Below are 22,947 nucleotides of genomic sequence, written 5' to 3' on the forward strand. Positions count from 1 at the left end.
AATCACCATTACTTTTACTAATAAATTTTGCTAATCATACCATAAAGTGTCAATTTAGTCTTTAAGATGCCGATAACCGATTCGATATTAGAGTTAGATTTTTGAGCAATAAAATCCCCTTTGCACAAATTTTCAAATTATTAGGCTGTTTTGGGGAGTTAATTTATTGAAAAATGATTTATCAACCTTCAAACAGTAAATCGAAGGTTGATAAGTAAAGAAAATAATCAATTGATGATTAATTATGAATGGCTAATCTTGATTTAAATAGGCCCATGCATATTGTGCATAAAATTCTGCACCTAACGCCATACCATCTTCATCAACATTAAAACAGCCATGGTGATGTGGCCATTGAGTATCTTTTTCAGGATTACCAGATCCGACTAAAGCAAAAGCACCAGGAATGTTTTCAGTATAATAACTAAAATCTTCACCACCGGTTGTTGGTGCTTCAAAATACAATGCATCTTCACCAAATGATTCAACAATGACTTTTTGTGCTAATAGTGCGCTTTCTTTATCGTTTATAACTGGTAAGGTCCCATAGATATACTCGACTTCAGCAGTCGCTCTATACATAGCTGCTACTTGGTTGGCATAACGTCTAATTGCAGCTTCTATTTTTTCACGCACTGCAACATTAAAACATCTCACAGTACCTTCTAATACCGCATTTTCAGCAATTACGTTAAAACGCGTACCCACATCCATTCGACCTATAGTCACAACCGCAGGATCGAGAGGCGATATTTCACGAGAAACAATTGATTGAACATTCATAACAAATGCAGATGCAACCATAACCGCATCCACAGTATCATGTGGCATTGAACCATGACCACCACGACCTTTAAATTTAACCGTTAATAGATCTGCTGAAGCAAAGCTTGAACCAACAACACAAGATACTTTACCAACTGGCATTTGTGACCATATATGCATACCAAAAGCGCTATCAACACCTTCAAGTACGCCTTGTTCGATCATCCCTTTTGCCCCTTGTGCAATTTCTTCAGCCGGCTGAAATACTAATCGCACATTACCTTTTAACTGTTCCCGAATAGAATATAACGTTTTAGCAGCAGTGAGCAGCATAGCGGTATGAGTATCATGTCCACAAGCATGCATTTTGCCATCAATAGTGGATTGATAATCAATATTGGTACTTAATTCCTTAACCGGTAAAGCATCAATATCTGCCCTAAGTAAAATCGTTTTGCCTGGTTTACCGCCTTGGATCTCAGCAATAATACCTGTCGGCTTAGTGCGTCGATAAGTAATACCAATTTTATCAAGTTCTTCAGCAATTCTATCAGTGGTTCTAAATTCTTCCCACGGTAATTCTGGATGGCGATGTAAATCACGACGAAACGTAATCATGTCGTTAATGTTCTGTTTTATTGAATCTTTAATAGTTTGATTAATCATTGTTACTACCTTTTATATATTTCATATGTATTCTTTTAATAGTGCACATATTTGCACAAATCTACAAGTTGAATCTGATAATTAAATTTCCAACTATTTGATTGGCGTTAACGGACCAACAATCATATTAACCATGATGCCCGCTAATACAACCGATACCATCGTTACTGAAATAAATCCTCCAATTAACATCGGTGGTAACATATGGCTAGTTAATACCTCTTTCTCTTTTGGATCTTTGGTTAAATTATTAATAACCTCGTTAGTGATAATATAATCAGCCGGAAAGCCATATAGTGCTGTTAAAGCGATCGAAAAAGCCATTTCTTTACTTACTTTTAAAACTTTACCGACAATAACCGAAAAAATAAACATCCCAACAACAGCAGAAAGAATAAAAATAATTAAAGGTGTGATAAGTCTAATTAACATATCCGGAGTTGCTCGGCTCAAAGTATCAAAAATAAATAACATTAACCCCATAACCGCAAGCCCAAAACCACCGGCTTTCTTTAAAGGGTGACGTTCTAAAAAACCTAAAGAAGCAGCAACAACACCAAATAATAGACATAAGACAAATGGACTAATACTAACGACAGGTTTCAATACTTCCGATACTGAGTAAGCTAAAAAGCCCACTATTGCAATACGTAAAAAGATAAAGTACGAAGAATTATAACTTGCTGGAATTTTAGCAAACAGACTTGGCATCGGATTTTCATCGGTAGTTGCAGCTTGTTTATCCATAGTACTAACATCCTTTTCAACGACCCAAGTCCCTTCATGATATTTTTTCAATACTCGGCGACCTTCTTTTTTCAGCATAATTGAAGTTAATGGATAACCAATAAAACCTTGCATTACATAGATTATAATTGCAAATACAGCCAGATCTGGCAATCCTGCATCAGTTGCCCCTTTAGCCATAATAATGGCTGAAACAATACCACCGACTAATGGTGGAATAGCGACAATAATGGTGTTGAGGTCAAAAAATAGATATCCAACCATAATAGCAACAACAATAATACCCACAATTCCTGAAAGCGATATAAGTATCGTCTTCCATTGCAACATCAACTCATTTATTGATAACAAAGTTCCCATGTTCACAATCAATAAATACATAAACATAACAGCTACTACATTTGGGATACCTGCTCGAGCAACAATATCAGTTGGGAAGAATGTCCAATAACCTAATAAAAACAGGACAGCACAAATAAAAACTGAAGGTATCCAAGCTTTAGTCCGTGTTGAAACAACATCACCTAGATATAAAATAATAAGCAATAAAACTAATGCCAACATCTGTGGCATATCATTCATAGTGGGCATAAAAACTCCATTTTTAATAAATTAAATTATAAAAAATAATTAAAATGATTTAAAAAATAGCTATTATAGATAAAATTTTAAACATTGTTATATGTTTTTTATCATAAAATCATTAATTTCGTCTAAGAAAAGATTACCATATTTTTCTAATTTAATTTTGCCAACACCGGTAACATTAATCAGTTGTTTCTTACTTTCTGGTTTAGTTTGCACCATTTCAAGCAAGGTTGCATCACTAAATACAATATAGGGGGCAATATCTTCCATATCAGCAATTTCTTTGCGCAACCGCTTAAGATTGTTGAATAATATTCGTTCTTCATAAGATAATATCGTAGTTAAATTAATCGCTCTAGCATAACGATTTAAACGACTTTTCTTCACGATTTCTAAACGTGGTTTTGCTAAAGATAAGGCTACTTGACCTTTAAGTATCGCACGTGCTTGTTCGGTCAATTGTAACGTAGTGAAGGTAGAAATATTTTGACTGACATATCCCAAATAAATTAATTGTCTAATTACACTAAGCCAATAGTCAGAAGAATGCGCTTTACCTATACCATAAACCGATAATTTGTCATGGCCATTTTCTTTAATTTGCGAGCGCGAAGATCCTCGTAATACATCGACAACATATTGAGCACCATAACGCTGTTCAACTCGGTATATACACGAAAGAATTTTTTGTGCATCAATTAATCCATCATAATGCTCAGGAGGATAAAGACAGATATCACAGTTGTTGCAAGGTTCGGTTCTATTTTCGCCAAAATAGTTAAGTAATACCGTGCGCCGACAAGTCATACTTTGGGCAAATGACTCCATAGCTTGTATCTTATGTAGCTCAACTTGCTTATGTTTATTCTCTGGTTTATCGGCGATTTGTCGATGGTACCAATTTAGATCTTTACTATTAAATAATAAAAGTGCCTCTGCCGGAACGCCATCCCGGCCAGCTCGACCAGTTTCTTGATAATATGCCTCAATCGTTCTAGGGCAATCAGCATGCACTACAAAACGAACATTAGGTTTGTTAATTCCCATACCAAAAGCGACGGTTGCAACAATAATTTGCACATTATCTTTCAAAAAACTCTCCTGTGCTTGTTGACGTTCAGCAGTGGTTAAACCAGCATGATAAGCAACGACAGAAAATCCCCTTGTAGCAAGTCTGGTTGTCATATCCTCTACTTTGGAGCGACTTGAACAGTAAACAATACCACTATTCCCCTTTTGCGTTTCAATAAAAGAGACAACTTGCTCAGTAAGATTAAATTTTTCAACTACCGTATAACGTATATTTGGCCGATCAAAACTACGCACCACCACCAAAGGATCGATTAAATTAAGTTGATTAATCACATCAGCTTGAGTCAATTTATCGGCAGTTGCTGTTAACGCTATAATAGGCACTTCAGGGAAACGCAATGATAAATGGCTTAATTGACGATAGTCAGGTCTAAAATCATGCCCCCATTGTGAAATACAATGCGCCTCATCAATAGCTATTAATGAAGGAGGATGAGCAGTAATTAGTGAAGAAAAGGACGACACAGCCAGTCGCTCAGGTGAAATATATAATAATTTAATTGAATGATTTAAATATTTTTCAATAATATTTTGTTGCTCTTCTGGAGCTTGAGTTGCATTTAAAAAAGCGGCTGGAATCCCATTAACTAATAATTGATCGACTTGATCCTTCATTAACGAAATAAGTGGCGAAATAACCAATGCTGTACCGGGCAATAATACAGCCGGAATCTGGTAACAAAGTGATTTGCCACCACCAGTTGGAATAATGGTTAATGTATCTCGTCCGGCAATAACTGATTCAATTATATCTCTTTGCTGATTTCTAAACGATTTGTAACCAAAAACATTGTGTAACACGTCCTCAATCTGATCTCTAAATGACATACTAACCTGAACCAGTAATACCTTATCTATTTTTTATGGAGTATATCGAATTTGATATGAACAAACCACCGTGAATTTACATTTATTTACAAATCGTAATAAAAAGAACTTCTTCAAAAACTAACATCGTTGAGTAAAAATGGCAAAAAACAAGAATCTGGATATTATTGGATTAACAATATTGACTGTTTTTCCAACAAACAAACGCAAAAGATTAAAAAAACAGCTATTTTTGATTTTTTTACTTGAAACAAAACAATTTGCCAGCTAATATTTGCATGTTTCAAATGTACGCCCGTAGCTCAGTTGGTTAGAGCATCACCTTGACATGGTGGGGGTCAGTGGTTCGAGTCCACCCGGGCGTACCAATTCAAAGTTTTATCCTTCAAGCCTCGAGAAAAATTTAATTCACCTTAAAAACTGTTGAGATAAAACCGGGATAACCCTATGTCAATAATTAGTTATTTTAATATCAAAATAACTAATTAATGCGAACAGCCTAAAATCACACTACACTCGTTTCACCTAAAAATATTTTTTGTTAATTGATCAAACAAAATTCTAACTTCTTGTCAAAAAATCATCGAATTTTTTGCTGATCTCGAAGAGGAAATTCCCCCATTAAATAGCCTTGATATAACAAAAAGATCTCATTTCGATAGTAGATTATATTCTTATCAAAAAGAGTTAACAAAAAACACGCAAAATGTTTTAAAAACTGAATGGGAGCGGGTTAAAAAAGGCATTTAATAAAATATTTATTTAGTAAAACTTTAAGGAGATTACTGCATCACTGATAAATTTTATTAGTTTGAATTTAAAAATAAAATTGACCCCAGTAGGAATCGAACCTACAACTAGCCCTTAGGAGGGGCTTGTTATATCCATTTAACTATGAGGTCATCAAAGGCGTTTATTCTAATAAATTTATCAATGCAATATCAATCAAATAATGAAAAATTTTCTATTTTAAGCAAACATGATACAATCCTTACATTCGACATTTTATCACTTGTATTCGGTAGCATTATGAGAAAAAAAATTATAGGTATGATGTTCTCGGTTTTAGCGTTGACAGGTTGTGCGACCTATCAGCCTGAAACAAATAGTTATAGTGACCCGTTATCGGGTTTTAATAAAACCATGTTTAATGTTAACTACTATGCGCTTGACCCTTATATTTTGCGCCCTGCTGCCGTAGTGTGGAAAGATTATGTACCAACACCAGTTCGTAAAGGGGTAGTTAATTTTTCATCTAACCTTTCTGAACCAGCATCAATGGTAAATAGTGCTTTACAAGGTGAAGGGCATGAAGCCGGTAAACATTTAGCAAGATTCTTTATTAATACCGTTTTTGGTGTTGCCGGTTTATTTGATGTTGCAAGTGTAGCAGATCCTCAATTACAAAAAGGTCCTAAACGTGGTTTTGGTGATACATTAGGTCATTATGATGTTCCTTATGGCCCTTATGTTGTGTTACCTTTCTATGGTTCGGCAACACTTCGTCAAGAAGGTGGTGATCTGATTGATACTTTATATCCACCACTTGTTTGGATCGATTGGCAATGGGCACTCGTTCGCGGTGTATTTGATGGCATTGAAGCTCGAGCTGTGGCCATTGAGTATGAAGATTTAATTAAAAATAGTGATGATCCATACAACTTTATGCGTAATGCTTACTTCCAGCGCAATGACTTTAATGCTTCTGGCGGTAAAGTTGATGAGCAAAAAGAACAACAACGCCAACAAAGCATTAACGGCATTCTTGATGAAATTGATGCCCAATAAATTTTACTATTTATAATTAATTAACGCCGATTTATTCGGCGTTTTTTATTTGCCTTGCATTTCGGGTAAATGGTGCCAAAACCGTCTAGGCATATTTTGCCTTTGTAATTTTGGATTGATTCGTTCTTTAATGGTCAAGGCATGACAATAACGATTCCACATAGTTTGAAATAATTTTTCATCATCAGTTAGATAATCTTGGTTAATTTGCTTATTAATGATCAGAGGATCGTTATCGTTCAAGCAGATTTGCTCAATCTTATCTAAATCATAAAAATAACCATATTGGCGTTTTTCATCATAAATTGCCCATTTTTGATCGGCATAACGATCTTTAAAAAATCGAGTGGTTAACGGTAAAGCGTTATATATAGGCTCTATAACCGCAAAGTAAATTTTGTCATTATTATCACAACTGTTGGCTGGATTTTGAATGCTATTAAAGCGAACAAATTGCTGAATATGATGTTTTTCTTTATTTACCTTTTTAGCTATATCATAAACAGCTAACACATCCGCATCAGCAAAATCAGTTTCAATCGAATTGGTTGACTTAAATACTTTACAAATATAGCGAAAAATAATTAAATCACTTTCAGGTAATTCTGATAGCCATGTAAACAAGAGTTGATTTAGTGCAATCTGCGATAATTTTTTTTGCAGTGCAGTATAAACACGCTCATATTTACTGTTGCGATATTCGACTTGATGAAAATCGGTAACCAAAAGTGGCATATCCTCACCTTCAACTAATAGACATTCAGGCATTTTTTTTAGTTTAAATGCATCAAATACCGCACACATTAGTCCTTCGAAAGATTTATCATAATAAAACGCCAGCATAAATTACCATCCCATAACCAGTTGTTGTGGAATAGATTGTTGTTTTACTTCAAGCCGAGGCGTATCTTGTAAACTTAGGCGTATATATTCAGCAGACGAATCCAGTACTTTAAATGTATTCATTTCATGACAAATAATAAAAAACTGCGCTCGTTTTAGCACCACACCAATACGTTTGAGCGCCTCTTTATTTAGTTTGCGATGTCGCCTTGCCATAACAATTAATTTTGCTGATTTAACGCCAATACCTGGCACGCGTAAGATTTTTTGGTAACTCTCCCGATTGATATCAACCGGAAAAAATTGCGGATTACGAATTGCCCAAGATAATTTGGGATCAACAGTCAAATCAAGATCTGGATGTTCATCATTTACAATTTCATCGACACTAAAATCATAAAAACGAAGTAACCAATCTGCCTGATATAAACGATTTTCTCTTACTCTTGGTACTTCTTGCAAAACCGGTAATCGCTTATCATAACTATTTACTGGAATAAATCCCGAATAGTAAACCCGTTTCATACTTGGTCGCTTATATAGCTTGGCGGTGAGCTGTAAAATTTGATTATCGGTTTCATCTGTCGCACCAATAATCACCTGAGTACTTTGCCCTGCCGGAACAAATTTTGGTGTTGATTTGATTTTTTTACGATCTTCAATATTTTCTAGCAAATTTTGCTGGATATGTCGCATTGGTTGATAAATGGTTTGATGATCTTTATCTGGCGCCAATAATTTTAAATTACGCTCGGTAGGGATCTCTAAATTGACACTCATTCGATCAACGAGTAAACCTGCTTCACGAATTAATTCATTGCTGGCACCTGGAATCGCCTTCATATGAATATAACCATTAAAGTTATATTCTTGCCGTAATATTTTGACCACACGAATCATTTTTTCCATCGTATGATCAGCACTACGGACAATACCCGAACTTAAAAACAGCCCTTCAATATAATTGCGACGATAAAATTCAATCGTCAGTTCCGCTAACTCTTTCGGCGTAAATCCTGCACGAGGAATATCATTACTCTGGCGATTGATACAATAAGCACAGTCAAACATGCAATAATTAGTTAACATGATTTTTAACAGCGAAACGCATCGACCATCAGCAGTAAATGAATGGCAAATACCACAGCGAGAAGCACTACCAATACCTTTACTTTTATTACTGCGTGAAGTACCACTTGAAGCACATGAAACATCATATTTTGCAGATTCGGCTAAAATCTCAAGCTTTGAGATCATTTTCTCTTGAATCATAATCATCACCAATAACTGTATATATTTACAGTATTATAGTGATTTTATTGGTATAAGCAAGTTAATAATCAGATCGAATTTAAAAAATATTTGTTCAATAAACTCGCGATTAAGACTGATTTAATCAAGATATTATTAATAGAATGTAAATATAATCATATTAATTGATTTATTGACCTGTCATGCCAATTTTATTTATTAACTTAACAAATAAAATCAATCTGGGGGTATTGTTCAGCTTACAAGTGTACGCTATAATCAGACCAATTTTTCATATGAAGCCAGTTAACTTAGGAGTAGAGCATTAGATGAAACGTGTAGTAATTACAGGATTAGGTATTCTTTCAAGCATTGGGAATAATACCAAAGAAGTTTTAGAATCGTTAAGAGTAGGCCGAAGTGGTATTACTTTTTCGCAAGAAATGAAAGATAGCGGAATGCGTAGTCATGTTTGTGGTAATGTCAAATTAGATACAACTGGATTAATCGATCGAAAAGTTGTCCGTTTTATGAACGATGCGTCTATTTATGGATATCTTGCGCTACAACAAGCAATCGAAGATGCAAAATTAACCCCAGAGCAAGTATCTAATCCACGCACAGGTCTTATCGCTGGTTATGGTGGCTCAACCAAAACTCAATATAATGTTGTTGCCGGCATGAAAGAAAAAGGTTTAAGAGGTGTTGGCCCTTATGCAGTAACAAAATCGATGTCATCGGCAATTTCTGCATGTTTAGCGACACCATTTAAAATTAAAGGTGTTAGCTACTCAATGACTTCAGCATGTGCAACATCAGTACACTGCATTGGTCATGCAGCTGAACTTATTCAACTTGGTAAACAAGATGTCGTGTTTGCTGGTGGTGGTGAAGAACTATGTTGGGAAATGTCATGCGAATTTGATGCTATGGGAGCCTTATCAACTAAATATAACGACACACCAGAAAAAGCATCTCGTGCCTATGATAAAAACCGTGATGGTTTTGTAATCGCAGGCGGTGCCGGAATGGTAGTAGTTGAAGAACTTGAACATGCTCTTGCCCGTGGTGCACATATCTATGGTGAACTTGTTGGTTATGGGGCAACATCAGATGGTTATGACATGGTTGCACCATCTGGTGAAGGGGCAATGCGCTGTATGCAACTTGCTATTCAAGATCTTGATGGACCAGTTGATTATATCAATACTCATGGTACCTCAACGCCAGTTGGTGATGTCAAAGAGTTATGGGCAATCAAACAAGTATTTGGTGATAATATCCCGGCTATCTCTTCAACTAAATCCATGACTGGTCACTCATTAAGTGCCACCGGTGCACAAGAATTGATTTATTCACTACTTATGCTTGAACACGGCTTTATTACACCAAGTATCAATATTGACGAACTTGCAGATGAAGCAGTAGGCATGAATATTATTACCGAGCCAACCGAACGTGAATTAACCACAGTAATGTCTAATAGCTTTGGTTTCGGCGGTACTAATGCATCAATTGTCATGAAAAAATACCAAGGATAATTGTAAAATTATCTAACCAATAATAAAAAACCGTTCCTTGAAGTGACCCCCAATAGTTGGACAACCAATTACTGGGTTTTTTTTTATTTAACAAAGCTATAACTAATTTGGATTTTTAGCTTTTTGAAAAATTTTTCCTAATCTTTTTAGAAATAATTAATATTTCAATCTACCTACACGGTAGTGAACTTTAAAACAGCCATTAATTCAATTAGTGAAATTTTCTAAACTACCTACACGGCAGTAAACTGTTATTAAATTGTGCGCCGATGCGCTCAAGTTTTCTAAACTACCTACACGGCAGTAAACAATTAATGGCATTTTCCCAACCTTTATATGTTTTTCTAAACTACCTACACGGCAGTAAACGATTGCTGGCACAAATAGAATCGCAAATGATATTTCTAAACTACCTACACGGCAGTAAACATAAAGATGACGGCGATTTTCTAAATGCTATCTTTCTAAACTACCTACACGGCAGTAAACTAGAACCCGATATACTATAAATGTTGTTGGCAAAAAGGCAAAGTCCATTTTTACCAATAAAAACCTTTTTTTTGAGCCATTTTTCAAGGTGTTGATTTTTTAATTATTTTATTTTAAGTTAAAAAAAAGGGTTAGCAATAAGTAGGTATTATAAGTTTCAAAAACCCCGTTCCTCAAATTTTTTTGGTTCTTTATTTTTTGGATTGTTTGAGTTTCGGACGTTTTCGGTTTTGTGGTTATTTCTATACGGTGATTACGTCCGAGTTAAGAGGGTTGCCGCCAACCCTCTTTACAATCTCCCGCGGCGACCACGCAAGTGGTCACGATGTGACTGCCTTCCGCCTTCGTTCGGTCTTAACGCACCGGCTGTGATTTGTTCCTGACAAAACACAGCCTTGGCAAACATCCCTGTTTGCCATGCTAACCTCTCTCAGTTGTCAGCACATTGCGAATGTCGCTAAATTAAATACACCAAACTTATTTGCCAAAATAAACTCTTATGTTTATAGCGAGCTAATTTTAGTTTTAAAACCAATTTCGGGGAAACTTGGACGGGATTTTAGGCTTTAAAAACCCCGTTCCTCAAAATTTTTAGTTCTTTATTTTTTAGTTGTTTGAGTTTCGGACGTTTTGTTGTTTTGTGGTTGTTTCTATACGGCGATTACGTCCGAGTTAAGAGGGTTGCCGCCAACCCTCTTTACAATCTCCCGCGGCGACCACGCAAGTGGTCACGATGTGACTGCCTTCCGCCTTCGTTCGCTCTTAACGCTCCTTGCCAAACATCCCTGTTTGTCATGCTAACCTCACTCAGTTGTCAGCACATTGCGAATGTCGCTAAATTAAATACACCAAACTTATTTGCCAAAATAAACGTTTATGTTTATAGCGAGCTAATTTTAGTTTTAAAACCAATTTCGGAGAAACTTTAGGGGATTTTTAGAGCTTAAAAACCCCGTTCCTCAAAATTTTTTAGTTGTTTTAGTTTCGGACGTTTTGTTGTTTTGTGGTTATTTCTATGCGGTGAATACGTCCGAGTTAAGAGGGTTGGCGCCAACCCTCTTTACAATCTCCCGCGGCGACCACGCAAGTGGTCACGATGTGACTGCCTTCCGCCTTCGTTCGCTCTTAACGCACCGGCTGTGATTTGTTCCTGACAAAACACAGCCTTGGCAAACATCCCTGTTTGCCATGCTAACCTCACTCAGTTGTCAGCACGTTGCCAATGTCGCGCCACAAAATCGCTTTTTATCGCCCTAACGTTATTTTTCTTATCCTCAGCTTTAATACCTAAGAACTAAGAAATAATAGCTAAGGATAGACACAGACTCCGCTAAATGCTGAGTAGACGTAAACACTCTTATATAGATCACCATCCCCAAAAAAAACTAGAAAAAAAAGACCACCCGTGACTCTATCTTGCGTCCAGTAGGTCTGCGTGTAGTAGTCGCCGTTTGAGTAGCGTATGCGGAAGTTGGCATTAGCGTAATAGAACATCCGCCCCCATTCCGAGACAAATCCTGCACCAATGTGACGACGGACATAATTACCAGGTGACGAAGGCGTTGCACTTAGGCAGCCAGAATCTCCACCAAATATCTGACAAGACGCATTAGTTAAATCCTTGACCTTAGGAAGACGATATCCTCCAATCTTATTACACCAAGACGATACACTTTCATTAGTATAAAATTTAGTTCCACGATTGACAAACCACTGCTTTAACTCAAATCCATATTTGACCACCGCATTACCACTGCTATCACGACCGACTAACTCAAATACCTGAGGTAAAGATATTCTGGCGATTTGACCTGGATTTTCTGATTGCCATTGCGATTCTGTAGCAACAGGACCAGTTAGGGTGACTCGAACGCTGGTACTTGTTGAATCGGTCATCGTTGCAGTAATACCACCATGAGAAACCGGAGCCCAAGATAAGGCTTGACTAACACCACCAATATCTAAATCAAAATACAAATTATGAGCACCAGTAGTCGGGAAGTTTAAACCATAAGACGATGGCGTAAATGATTGTGGTAGAAAACCCTTAGCAAGGACCCAAACGTCAGTAGAAGAATATTCCCATACTGCTAGGTCAGGTCTTGCAAAACAAATCACTGGCGCTGCCTTAGGATTAATATAATAAGTGGCATTACCTTCCGTAAAACGACTTTCATTAGGTACCCCATAACGTGTTTTTAATGTACCTTCACTATTTGATAAGGTTAATTTATATGGCGCTTTACAAATTGTCAGTACTTCACTACGGTTAACAGAATTATTGTCGTTATCAACAATAGTTAATTTTAAACTACCGGTAGCGGTGATACCATCAATCCCCTGACCATCGCCATCATCATCTCCCCAATAATTATACGGTGTGCCAATAAGTGAACTTAATGCAATAGAATCAGTATCCGTTGGTACTAACATACCAATATCATTAAAACTCTGACCATCAACAGGTAAAATGATAGGATTGTCTCTTGAATTAGTGGTTGTGGGAGTAAATGTTCTACCATCAGAAAGGGATATCCTGAGTAGCGCTTCGGTATTGGTTACCCGGGTACGACCTCCATCAAAGGTTAAATAAGGGGCTGAGCCATAAATAATATTGGTCGTTGTAGTGGTTAATGCATAATTAGCAAAAGAGATAGATTGTAAAACAACCATAGTTAATACCAAAACCATCGGCCGAGATAAACAGGCGAAACCAAGAAATTTTGAAAAATTTTGCCGGAATTGCGGAAATTTTGGAAATTGCTGAAATAATAAACTGCGGTTAAATAATAAACGGTGTGAGCTTAACTTTAGAAAGGTGAAATTATAGGTTGGGCAGGTTGTGTGTTGTGTGTTGTGTGTTGAAAATTATAATCCATATCAGATATCCTTGTCAATCCAATTTTATGATTTATTTAAAATTTTAAGCCTAACGGCATAAAATTTATCCATTCGTATAAATATGCTATAAAAGTATAGTGATTGCAAAAAACCATGCAACTTTTTTTGACGGTTTTATTGTTAACTTTTGTAAAGATTAATGTAATATTACGTTTTAATTACGCCCTTAAAACCTATTTCGAAGAAACTTTAGGGGGATTTTTAGGCTTTAAAAACCCCTCTCCTCAAAATTTTTTAGTTCTTTATTTTTTAGTTGTTTGAGTTTCGGACGTTTTGTTGTTTTGCGGTTATTTTTATACGGTGATTACGTCCGAGTTAAGAGGGTTGGCGCCAACCCTCTTTACAATCTCCCGCGGCGACCACGCAAGTGGTCACGATGTGACTGCCTTCCGCCTTCGTTCGGTCTTAACGCACCGGCTGTGATTTGTTCCTGACAAAGCACCGCCTTGGCAAACATCCCTGTTTGCCATGCTAACCTCACTCAGTTGTCAGCACATTGCGAATGTCGCTAAATTAAATACACCATACTTATTTGCCAAAATAAACGTTTATGTTTATAGCAAGCTAATTTTAGTTTTAAAACCAATTTCGGAGAAACTTGGACGGGATTTTTGGCTTTAAAAACCCCTCTCCTCAAATTTTTTTGGTTGTTTTAGTTTCGGACGTTTGTTGTTTTGTGGTTATTTCTATACGGTGATTACGTCCGAGTTAAGAGGGTTGCCGCGAACCCTCTTTACAATCTCCCGCGGCGACCACGCAAGTGGTCACGATGTGACTACCTTCCGCCTTCGTTCGCTCTTAACGCTCCTTGGCAAACATCCCTGTTTGCCATGCTAACCTCACTCAGTTGTCAGCACATTGCGAATGTCGCTAAATTAAATACACCAAACTTATTTGCCAAAATAAACTTTTATGTTTATAGCAAGCTAATTTTAGTTTTAAAACCAATTTCGGAGAAGCTTGGACGGGATTTTGGTTTTAAAAACCCCATTTCTCAAATTTTTTTGGTTGTTTGAGTTTCGGACGTTTTGTTGTTTGGTGGCTAGTTCTATACGGTGAATACGTCCGAGTTAAGAGGGTTGGCGCGAACCCTCTTTACAATCTCCCGCGGCGACCACGCAAGTGGTCACGATGTGACTGCCTTCCGCCTTCGTTTAAGCCTGTTAACTAGACTTGCATATTTCTGCTTTCTAGTTTAATTTAGCAACACAAATTTTTTATATTTCGAGACTAAACATGACAATATCATTTAAAGAGCAGCAACAACGAATCAATTTTGTTAAACAATTTTTTGCCGAGCAATTAGCAAATAATCTATCACTAATTGAAGTTCAAGCACCAATATTGAGTCAAATTGGTGATGGCGTTCAAGATAATTTGTCAGGTACCGAAAAAGCCGTTCAAGTTAATATTAAAAGTATTCCTAATGCACAATTCGAAGTTGTTCATTCACTAGCTAAATGGAAACGTAAAACGTTAAGTCAGCACAATTTTCCTGTTGGTGAAGGCATTTATACAAATATGAAAGCTCTGCGCCCGGATGAAGATAAACTCTCGCCTATTCACTCTGTTTATGTTGATCAATGGGATTGGGAAAAAGTGATTCGTCCCGAAGATCGCAATTTAGCTTATTTAAAACAAACGGTTGAAAAAATTTATAGTGCGATTAAAGCGACTGAAAAAGCAGTCTCTGAAAAATATCATCTATCACGTTTTTTACCCGAAACAATTACCTTTATGGATAGTGAACAGCTGTTAAAACGTTATCCAAATTTATCACCAAAAGAGCGTGAAAATGCAATTACCAAAGAGTTAGGCGCTGTATTTTTAATTGGTATTGGTGGTGAATTATCAAATAATGAAAAACATGATGTTCGTGCTCCTGATTATGATGATTGGAGTAGTGATAATGAAATGGGTTCAAAAGGCTTAAATGGCGACATTTTAGTTTGGAATCCTGTGTTAAATAGTGGTTTTGAAATCTCATCAATGGGGATCCGTGTCGATCCAGAAACCTTAAAACGGCAATTAAAACTGACTAATAATGAAGATCGCCTCCAATATGCATGGCATAAAGCATTAGCTAATGGTGATTTTTTACAAACAATTGGTGGTGGAATTGGCCAATCACGATTAACCATGTTACTTTTACAGCAACAACATATTGGTCAAGTACAAGCAAGCGTTTGGGACGATGCCACTAAACAAAATTATTCAAAACTACTTTAGTTTAAAAATTGTTTAAATATAGTTCAAATTCAGCATACTTTACCCATAGTGGTAAAGTATGTTTGTTATTTAAAACGTTTATCTAAACCCATTTGCCAGAAACCAATTTCAAGTTTAGTTGCTTGCCTAAATAATTTTGTTAAATGTTCAATGCGACTATCCTCTAAATTTACTAAGCTGATCAATCAACGCAATTTCATTTGGCATTGTTTGTTGGAATTCGTTTCTAGCATATTTGTTAACCAGACTGTTATATCTATGGTTATTTCTTGCGAATCAGTTTGGCAAGTCTTGTTTAGTGATATTAGCAATGTGTGACAACTGAGTAAGATTAGCATGGCAAATAGGGATGTTTGAGAAGGTTGTTTTTGTCAGGAACAAATCACAGCAGTGCGTTAAGAGCGAACGAAGGCAGAAGAGCGAATAGAATAACGGCATGATGACTTCTTTTTATAAAAATTAGTAATTAAGGAGTACAACAGACTTGTAGAAAAACGTATTTTATACTCCCTTCGCCGGTACTAACCGAATCAGGTTCAACGGGTATAATCTCAGCCTAGGGCACCCCGGATAAATACAGATGAATAATAGTTCAGCAAATAAATAACAATTTTTATAAAGATAGTAGTTTATTAACCGTTACTATTTATTCAAATGTTCTTTATTTATTAATTAACCGATAGATCTTCTATAACTATAGCTAATAATCAGTAACTATTCTGTCTTCGACTCAACTTGTTGATTATCTTCTGAAGATGGTGCTACTTTTTCTTGTTGAGAAGATTTCTCTAATTCAGCTTGTTCGGCTTGCTGATTAGAAATTGAAGACTCTTGTTGTTTTGCTTCAGTTGTTAGCGAATTATCTTGTGAACGAACATATACTATCTTTTGTTGACCACGATCACACGATCCGACAATTTTACCTGCAACGCCTTGCTCAGCTTGCTCGGATGGAACTAAATTTAATTGAAAACTGTTTTCATCAACACCATTGTTTTTGATTTTCTCAGCGATACTGGTACTAATTTCTTCACAATTAGAAGCTGCGGCAACCATTGGCAGACCTAACAATAAAACCACGACTAACTTTTTCATACCCTTTCCTATAAATTATAAATAATAAGTTTTGTTGCATTGTAAAACGATTGATAAAACTGTCCATATCGTTATAAGCGATATGATAAATAAATTTTATCAATTTATTAATGAAGTTAGCGCAAGATTCTAACCGATTAATCTTGCTTATGCTGGCTTTCAAGTACTCTCAATTTATCTAAAACCCAACAGCGAATATCGGCTAATTCAGCTTCAGACAATCGATTAACAAAATCTCTTTTTTCATGAAGTTGTTTACGATCCTCATCAGTCAAAACAACCCCTTTTAAATTTAATAATACTTCTTTACGGTACATAGAATAGATAAAATCTTTTATCAAATCGTCAGAAAGATTAATGTTAGCCATTTTGATTTCCTTATTTTATATCTTTAACGCTCATACGATTAAGTCGACATCTAAACTAATAACATCATCACTCAATGTGAAAGAGTATTAAAAAATAAACTCTGTTTAATAAACAGCCGGATCTCCAATATAATCGAATCGCAAATAGATGACAATAATTGAATCTGATAATGCAAATTAAAACTTAGTTTTTTAGTTAAAACTAAATTGTGAATTATTCACTTAATTATTTGATAAGTATTTAACAAACCTGTTGATAACCTTGCAACACATTGATAAATAAAAACTTAATAGCAAGGTTAAAATTTAATCGGCAACAGAATAATCCATTTTTGAAACTAAACCCTATATATTTGTCAACAGAAATCATCTAACAATTTGATAAAAAAATACAGCATAAGGTTTAAATTATGCTGTATTGAAATAATACAAAGAAGTATAACAATAAATTTACAATGCCGTAAAAAATGCAATTAATCCAAACAAAACACCAGGGGAATTAGCTATAGCAATCGGCCAATCTTTTTTAGGTTGTAATAATCCATAACAAACCCATAACGAACAGTTAATTGCTGCAGCTAATGGTTGAGTTGGATTGGTTTTGAAACCATGAAGATTGTCGATAATTTGCGGAATATATGACACATACATACCTAATGATGCAATCGTTGCAACGACGCCTAAATAATGGAAAGCTTTGGGTGAAAGATTCAAGATCAGCCTACCTGCTTAATGTGAATGGAAAAATTAATCTATCATAGATAATCAGCGATTTAAACCTTATTCTACCTAGCTTTTAGACAATTTAATGTAAATAAAATGATAAAAAATAGCTGATAAAATTAGTAATATTTTGATAATAAAAATAAAAAAATTTGAGGAACGTGGTTTTTAAAGCCTAAAACCCCCACAGTTCTCTGAAATTGCTTATAAAACTAAAATCAGCTCACATCAACCATCAAAGTTTATTGCTTGCCAAGCGTTTGCTGTATTTAATTTAGCGAGATTAGCAATGTGCTGATAACTGAGTGAGATTAGCACGGCAAACAGGGATGTTTGACAAGTTTGTCTGGAGCAAATCACAACCGGTGCATCAATAGCGAACGCAGGCGGAAGGCTGTCACATCGTGACCACTTGCGTGGTCGCCGCAGGAGTTAGTAAAGAGGGTTTGCGCCAACCCTCTTAACTCGGACGTAATCGCCATACAGAACTAGCCATAAAACAATAAAACGTCCGAAACTAAAACAACCAAAAAAGGGGTTAATAAGTTATGCAAGACGAGTCTGTTTGGTCTCTTTGCCCAGCAATAATATTGCTAAGATAGCAACCAGAATTGATAAACTAAATAGCGTAAATATCATGCTTACACCAACTTGGTTAGCCATTAAAAATCCAACCATTAATGGACCTAATATACCACCAATTCGGCCAATAGATGCCGCCATGCCAGCACCGGTAGCACGAATATTGCTGCTATATTGTTCTGGAGTATAGGCATACATTGCTCCCCATGCCCCTAAATTGAAAAATGATAATAACGCGCCACTGATCAGCAATTGGTTAATTGAGTCAGCAATACCAAATAAATAAGCACTGATTAAAGTACCCAATAAATATGCTATTAACACCCATTTACGCCCGACTCGTTCAATCAACCACGCAACTGTGAAATAGCCAGGTAATTGGGCTAAGGTCATCATGAGAATATAACCAAAGCTTTTTACCATATCAAAGCCTTTAAGCATCATTACGCTTGGTAACCATAAAAACATGCCATAGTATGAAAATACTACACAAAACCACACTATCCATAACATTATCGTTTGACGTCGGAATGAGTTTGATAATAGTGATTGTATTTTTTTGACAACGGGCTCTTTTTGAGCATAGCTATTTTGCTTTTGAACATAGCTATTTTGCTGTTGATACGATTGTGAATCAGGTAAATTAAAGCGTAAGTAAAGCGCGTAAAAAGCCGGTATTGCACATAAGATCATTGCGCCACGCCAACCAACTGCAGGCAGAGGAATTAGAAAATAAGCAATTAGCGCAGCTAAAATCCAACCTATCGCCCAAAAACTTTCAAGTAATACCACAATGCGTCCGCGTACTTCAGGCTCAACACTTTCACTCACTAGCGTCGAGGCAACGGGTAATTCACCGCCTAGCCCCATACCAATGAAGAATCGTAACACTAATAAACTACCTAATCCCCAAGCAAAAGCACTTAAGCCACTGGCAATACTAAACATTAATAAAGTGAATAGAAAAGCTGATTTGCGCCCTTTTTTATCAGCATAAATACCAAATAAAAAGGCACCAACGGCCATACCAATTGAATTAACACTACCAATCCAACCAAGTTGTGACGGTGTTAATCCCCAATCTTGCTTTAAAGCAGCTAATATAAAAGATAATAATCCAACATCCATTGCATCAAAAAGCCAGCCAGTGCCAGCAATAAGCAATAATTTATTGGTAGATAATAATGCGGTTTTAGAACTTTCCATAATCAATAAGTTAATGCAGATTTTAGTATGTGTGATCAAAGCAAATTTTTTTCAAAATGTCCATAACTTAATCGGATAGCCCCCAACTTATCACCAAAGTCAGTACCTTGCGAAACAATGATATGTTTTGACAACAACTTATTTAATATTGTCAGTTCTTGTGCAGCATTATTAACTGGTAAATGAGCATATAAATGAAAACCTCCGGTTGGGACTCGGTAAATAACATCACCATTAAAATAATCATCCAGCCAATCCATTAATTGGTTAGCTTTATTCTGCAACTGTTGGCGGAGCCATTTTTGATGTGTTTGATAATGGTGACTTAAATATTCCTCGGCTAATAGTTGCGGTAAAATACTTAACCCAGAGTCAATGTGATGGCGGATATTGGCTAATTTTTCGATAATTTCAGTTGGTGCTATCATCCAACCAATACGTATATTACGGCCGATATATTTGGATAAAGATCCTAAATAGACCACTTGATTACTTACATCGAATTTTTTAATCGGTAAAATATTGGTTTTTTCATCAAAAGCTAAGCCACTATAGGCATCATCTTCAACAATACCAATACATTGCTTTCGACAAAATGCCAGTACCTGCTTCTTGCGCTGATTACTCATCACACAACCAACTGGATTTTGAAAGATAGGATTTAGAAATAACCATTTTATTTGTCGCTCTAAGGTGACTTTCTGTAGACTCTCTAAAGTAATACCCTCATCATCACATTCAATACCGTATAAACGCAATCCTGCTGCTTGAAATAATGGTAATGAATAAAAGTATGATGGTGATTCAATACCTATCGCATCGCCAGGTTTTAATAATCCTTGGGTAATTAAAAAAAGAGATTGTTGAGTACCCGAGGTAATAAGAATTTGTTCAGTATCAACCAACATAGCAAATTGTTTCTTCATATAATAAGCAATTTGCTGCTTAAGCGAAGGAAGCCCTAATTGCAACATGTCGCTCTTCTTTTCGTAAGCAACCATTTCATGGGAAGTAATATTGGGTAATATTAATTTGGGGATCATATTAGTGGGCAAATCACCATTAGCTAAATCACAAACATGCTCCATTTGCTGCCGAACCTGTGTCACTTTTTGTTGATATACATTTTGACGATGATGATAAAAATTGGCAGGCAATCGCCAATTAATGGTCGAATAAGCTTGCAGCCCCCACTTTTGTTCATTAACAAAAGTCCCACTACCCTGCTTTCGCACTAATATCCCTCGTTCAGTTAAGATATCTAGCGCATGCACAATTGTTGAACGATTAACTTGTAGATCCTTGGCTAAATTACGCTCCGATGGTAATCGCTCACCGGCTATTAACACGCCTTGTTCGATATAGTTCTCAATCAATTGCGTGACTTTTTTAAATAATGCACCATTAAAAGGGCTTAATTTTTGTCTATTCCACATCTTTTATTTTTAAAGTTTCCTAGAACTTATTACCTTAAAAGCAAAATTGGATGGGTTAATTATAGTCCAATTGGCTGTTTATTGCAGTGCTTTAATTTTGAATAATAGTCCTGACATTAGACAACTAACATTAATTAATCAGGAGTAGCAATGAAACAACATACCGGTACACAAACAGTAAAACGTGGAATGGCACAAATGCAAAAAGGCGGCGTGATAATGGATGTCATCAATGCCGAACAAGCCAAAATCGCTGAACAAGCTGGTGCCGTAGCAGTTATGGCTTTAGAACGTGTTCCTTCCGATATTCGTGCTGCTGGTGGCGTCGCAAGAATGGCCGATCCGACCATTGTTGAAGAAGTAATGAAAGCAGTAACAATTCCTGTTATGGCGAAAGCAAGAATTGGCCATATCGTTGAAGCACGTATTTTAGAATCAATGGGAGTGGATTATATTGATGAAAGCGAAGTGCTAACGCCTGCTGATGAACAATATCACTTATTGAAAGATGAATTTACTGTGCCTTTTGTCTGTGGCTGTCGTGATTTGGGTGAAGCATTACGCCGAATTGGTGAAGGTGCCTCTATGTTACGCACCAAAGGTGAACCCGGAACAGGCAATATTGTTGAAGCGGTTAGACATATGCGTCGGGTCAATGAACAAATTCGTTTAGTCGTTGGCAAATCAAAGGATGAACTTATGACATTGGCCAAAGAAATTGGCGCGCCATATGAATTAATATTACAAATTAAACAACTTGGTAAATTACCAGTCGTAAACTTTGCTGCCGGTGGTGTAGCCACACCAGCTGATGCTGCATTAATGATGCAACTTGGTGCGGATGGTGTATTTGTTGGGTCAGGTATTTTTAAATCACAAAATCCAGAAAAATTTGCTAAAGCGATTGTTCAAGCAACTACTTATTTTGATGATTATCCAAGATTAGCTGAATTATCCAAAGGATTGGGTGAAGCCATGAAAGGGATTGAAATCAGTAAATTAACCGAATCAGAAAGAATGCAAGATCGAGGCTGGTAATGACAACAATTGCCAACTTAAAAGCTAACAAAATCATTGGGGTGCTTAACTTACAAGGTGCCGTCACTGAACATTTAAACATGCTTGCTAGCATTGATTTTGTGTGCCCTATTGCAGTTAAACAACCCGAACAATTGCGTCAACTTGATGGCTTAATTATTCCCGGTGGTGAATCAACAGCAATCAGTCGTTTAATTAGACAAAATGATTTATTTGAGCCAATCCAAGCATTTGCTAAACAAGGTAAAGGTATTTTTGGCACCTGCGCTGGGTTAGTTCTTTGCGGAACTGAAACCAGCCATAATGAGGTTGAACAACTGGGACTAATAGATATTATTGTTGAACGAAATGGCTTTGGACGGCAAATAAATAGCTTCGAAACAGAGTTAGATATTGCACCTATCGGTCAGCAAATTCCAGCGGTATTTATTCGTGCCCCCTATATTGCCACAGCAGGTAAACAAGTAAAACAACTCGCTTTTGTTGATAATCATTGTGTAATGGCGGAACAAGATAATATTTTGCTATGTTCATTCCACCCAGAACTAACTACTGATAACCGCATAATGCGCTATTTTGTTGAAAAATGTTAACGCTTAAAATATAGTCCATTTTTAATCTGTAAAAATAGCAAATTTTCGTAATATTTGATTATTGGCACTAATTATTAGTGCCATTTTTTGTTTTAAAAACCCCTTTCCTCAAAATTTTTTTGGTTGTTTGAGTTTCGGACGTTTGTTGTTTTGGGGGTTGTTTCTATACGGTGATTAC

General features: G+C 36.3%; 16 protein-coding genes, 2 tRNA genes, 1 CRISPR repeat array and 1 riboswitch. Of the genes, 6 read left to right on the top strand and 12 right to left on the bottom strand.

All coding sequences use genetic code 11. The features are described from left to right. Positions 1-252 precede the first annotated feature (252 nt). The 3 genes from B6C84_RS02420 to recQ form a co-directional block, all read right to left on the bottom strand. Positions 253-1,431 carry a M20 family metallopeptidase gene (locus B6C84_RS02420; protein WP_065578934.1) on the bottom strand — a complete coding sequence of 393 codons (1,179 nt, stop codon included), beginning with the start codon at positions 1,429-1,431 and terminating at the stop codon, positions 253-255. Positions 1,432-1,524: 93 nt separating this feature from the next. Then, on the bottom strand, positions 1,525-2,751 hold the full coding sequence (locus tag B6C84_RS02425) for a hypothetical protein (protein ID WP_086320249.1): 1,227 nt from the start codon (positions 2,749-2,751) through the stop codon (positions 1,525-1,527). Positions 2,752-2,856: 105 nt separating this feature from the next. Continuing rightward, a complete protein-coding gene (gene recQ / locus B6C84_RS02430; protein WP_086354060.1) occupies positions 2,857-4,686 on the bottom strand; it encodes a DNA helicase RecQ in 1,830 nt (609 codons plus the stop codon). 291 nt (positions 4,687-4,977) lie between these two features. Between recQ and B6C84_RS02435 the strand changes: the two genes are divergently transcribed. Then, a tRNA-Val gene (locus B6C84_RS02435) sits at positions 4,978-5,054 on the top strand. Positions 5,055-5,516: 462 nt separating this feature from the next. On the opposite strand, the gene B6C84_RS02440 is transcribed toward B6C84_RS02435, so the two are convergent. Further along, positions 5,517-5,588, bottom strand: a tRNA-Arg gene (locus tag B6C84_RS02440). 127 nt (positions 5,589-5,715) lie between these two features. On the opposite strand from B6C84_RS02440, the gene B6C84_RS02445 reads away from it, so the two are divergent. Further along, the gene (locus B6C84_RS02445) at positions 5,716-6,474 is read left to right on the top strand and encodes an MlaA family lipoprotein (protein ID WP_086320248.1); all 759 of its coding nucleotides are present in this window, start codon (positions 5,716-5,718) and stop codon (positions 6,472-6,474) included. A gap of 45 nt (positions 6,475-6,519) precedes the next feature. On the opposite strand, the gene B6C84_RS02450 is transcribed toward B6C84_RS02445, so the two are convergent. Together B6C84_RS02450 and B6C84_RS02455 are read right to left on the bottom strand one after the other, a co-directional pair. Continuing rightward, on the bottom strand, positions 6,520-7,317 hold the full coding sequence (locus tag B6C84_RS02450) for a TIGR03915 family putative DNA repair protein (protein ID WP_086320220.1): 798 nt from the start codon (positions 7,315-7,317) through the stop codon (positions 6,520-6,522). Positions 7,318-7,320: 3 nt separating this feature from the next. Next, positions 7,321-8,586, bottom strand: coding sequence for a putative DNA modification/repair radical SAM protein (locus B6C84_RS02455; RefSeq protein WP_086320247.1), 1,266 nt, complete (start codon positions 8,584-8,586; stop codon positions 7,321-7,323). A gap of 311 nt (positions 8,587-8,897) precedes the next feature. Between B6C84_RS02455 and fabB the strand changes: the two genes are divergently transcribed. Further along, positions 8,898-10,109 carry a beta-ketoacyl-ACP synthase I gene (fabB, locus tag B6C84_RS02460; protein WP_065578940.1) on the top strand — a complete coding sequence of 404 codons (1,212 nt, stop codon included), beginning with the start codon at positions 8,898-8,900 and terminating at the stop codon, positions 10,107-10,109. 221 nt (positions 10,110-10,330) lie between these two features. Beyond that, a CRISPR array of direct repeats spans positions 10,331-10,598; the repeat unit is 28 nt; unit sequence TTTCTAAACTACCTACACGGCAGTAAAC. A 1,308-nt stretch (positions 10,599-11,906) separates the two neighbouring features. Here fabB and B6C84_RS02465 read toward each other — a convergent pair. Continuing rightward, entirely contained in the window at positions 11,907-13,289 is a 1,383-nt protein-coding gene (locus tag B6C84_RS02465; RefSeq protein ID WP_133052317.1) for a hypothetical protein, read from the bottom strand. A 1,446-nt stretch (positions 13,290-14,735) separates the two neighbouring features. Between B6C84_RS02465 and asnA the strand changes: the two genes are divergently transcribed. Then, positions 14,736-15,728, top strand: coding sequence for an aspartate--ammonia ligase (gene asnA, locus B6C84_RS02470; RefSeq protein ID WP_034903383.1), 993 nt, complete (start codon positions 14,736-14,738; stop codon positions 15,726-15,728). A gap of 489 nt (positions 15,729-16,217) precedes the next feature. Then, positions 16,218-16,307: riboswitch (TPP riboswitch) on the bottom strand. Between the two features lie 135 nt (positions 16,308-16,442). On the opposite strand, the gene B6C84_RS02475 is transcribed toward asnA, so the two are convergent. From B6C84_RS02475 to B6C84_RS02495, 5 genes are all read right to left on the bottom strand, one after another. After that, on the bottom strand, positions 16,443-16,823 hold the full coding sequence (locus B6C84_RS02475) for a DUF1161 domain-containing protein (RefSeq protein ID WP_086354426.1): 381 nt from the start codon (positions 16,821-16,823) through the stop codon (positions 16,443-16,445). 137 nt (positions 16,824-16,960) lie between these two features. After that, positions 16,961-17,191, bottom strand: coding sequence for a hypothetical protein (locus B6C84_RS02480; protein WP_065578946.1), 231 nt, complete (start codon positions 17,189-17,191; stop codon positions 16,961-16,963). A 450-nt stretch (positions 17,192-17,641) separates the two neighbouring features. After that, a complete protein-coding gene (locus tag B6C84_RS02485) occupies positions 17,642-17,905 on the bottom strand; it encodes a SemiSWEET family transporter (protein ID WP_034903376.1) in 264 nt (87 codons plus the stop codon). A gap of 555 nt (positions 17,906-18,460) precedes the next feature. Continuing rightward, positions 18,461-19,702, bottom strand: a complete 1,242-nt coding sequence (locus B6C84_RS02490; protein WP_086354422.1) for an MFS transporter — start codon at positions 19,700-19,702, stop codon at positions 18,461-18,463. 35 nt (positions 19,703-19,737) lie between these two features. Further along, on the bottom strand, positions 19,738-21,138 hold the full coding sequence (locus B6C84_RS02495; RefSeq protein WP_086354421.1) for an aminotransferase-like domain-containing protein: 1,401 nt from the start codon (positions 21,136-21,138) through the stop codon (positions 19,738-19,740). Positions 21,139-21,288: 150 nt separating this feature from the next. Between B6C84_RS02495 and pdxS the strand changes: the two genes are divergently transcribed. Both pdxS and pdxT read left to right on the top strand, forming a co-directional pair. After that, complete coding sequence (gene pdxS, locus B6C84_RS02500; RefSeq protein ID WP_065650742.1) at positions 21,289-22,176, top strand: pyridoxal 5'-phosphate synthase lyase subunit PdxS; 888 nt, start codon at positions 21,289-21,291, stop codon at positions 22,174-22,176. Beyond that, on the top strand, positions 22,176-22,769 hold the full coding sequence (gene pdxT, locus B6C84_RS02505; protein ID WP_086354420.1) for a pyridoxal 5'-phosphate synthase glutaminase subunit PdxT: 594 nt from the start codon (positions 22,176-22,178) through the stop codon (positions 22,767-22,769). The genes pdxS and pdxT overlap by 1 nt, the downstream gene beginning before the upstream one ends. Positions 22,770-22,947 lie beyond the last annotated feature (178 nt).

It is taken from the genome of Gilliamella apis (assembly GCF_002142155.1).
Classification (GTDB): domain Bacteria; phylum Pseudomonadota; class Gammaproteobacteria; order Enterobacterales; family Orbaceae; genus Gilliamella; species Gilliamella apis.

What these genes read in the sequence shown, in the direction of transcription:
- B6C84_RS02420 (WP_065578934.1), bottom strand. Translation starts at nt 1,431, where the DNA reads ATGATTAATCAAACTATTAAAGATTCAATAAAACAGAACATTAACGAC.
- B6C84_RS02425 (WP_086320249.1), bottom strand. Translation starts at nt 2,751, where the DNA reads ATGCCACAGATGTTGGCATTAGTTTTATTGCTTATTATTTTATATCTA.
- recQ (WP_086354060.1), bottom strand. Translation starts at nt 4,686, where the DNA reads ATGTCATTTAGAGATCAGATTGAGGACGTGTTACACAATGTTTTTGGT.
- B6C84_RS02445 (WP_086320248.1), top strand. Translation starts at nt 5,716, where the DNA reads ATGAGAAAAAAAATTATAGGTATGATGTTCTCGGTTTTAGCGTTGACA.
- B6C84_RS02450 (WP_086320220.1), bottom strand. Translation starts at nt 7,317, where the DNA reads ATGCTGGCGTTTTATTATGATAAATCTTTCGAAGGACTAATGTGTGCG.
- fabB (WP_065578940.1), top strand. Translation starts at nt 8,898, where the DNA reads ATGAAACGTGTAGTAATTACAGGATTAGGTATTCTTTCAAGCATTGGG.
- B6C84_RS02465 (WP_133052317.1), bottom strand. Translation starts at nt 13,289, where the DNA reads ATGGTTTTGGTATTAACTATGGTTGTTTTACAATCTATCTCTTTTGCT.
- asnA (WP_034903383.1), top strand. Translation starts at nt 14,736, where the DNA reads ATGACAATATCATTTAAAGAGCAGCAACAACGAATCAATTTTGTTAAA.
- B6C84_RS02475 (WP_086354426.1), bottom strand. Translation starts at nt 16,823, where the DNA reads ATGAAAAAGTTAGTCGTGGTTTTATTGTTAGGTCTGCCAATGGTTGCC.
- B6C84_RS02480 (WP_065578946.1), bottom strand. Translation starts at nt 17,191, where the DNA reads ATGGCTAACATTAATCTTTCTGACGATTTGATAAAAGATTTTATCTAT.
- B6C84_RS02490 (WP_086354422.1), bottom strand. Translation starts at nt 19,702, where the DNA reads ATGGAAAGTTCTAAAACCGCATTATTATCTACCAATAAATTATTGCTT.
- B6C84_RS02495 (WP_086354421.1), bottom strand. Translation starts at nt 21,138, where the DNA reads ATGTGGAATAGACAAAAATTAAGCCCTTTTAATGGTGCATTATTTAAA.
- pdxS (WP_065650742.1), top strand. Translation starts at nt 21,289, where the DNA reads ATGAAACAACATACCGGTACACAAACAGTAAAACGTGGAATGGCACAA.
- pdxT (WP_086354420.1), top strand. Translation starts at nt 22,176, where the DNA reads ATGACAACAATTGCCAACTTAAAAGCTAACAAAATCATTGGGGTGCTT.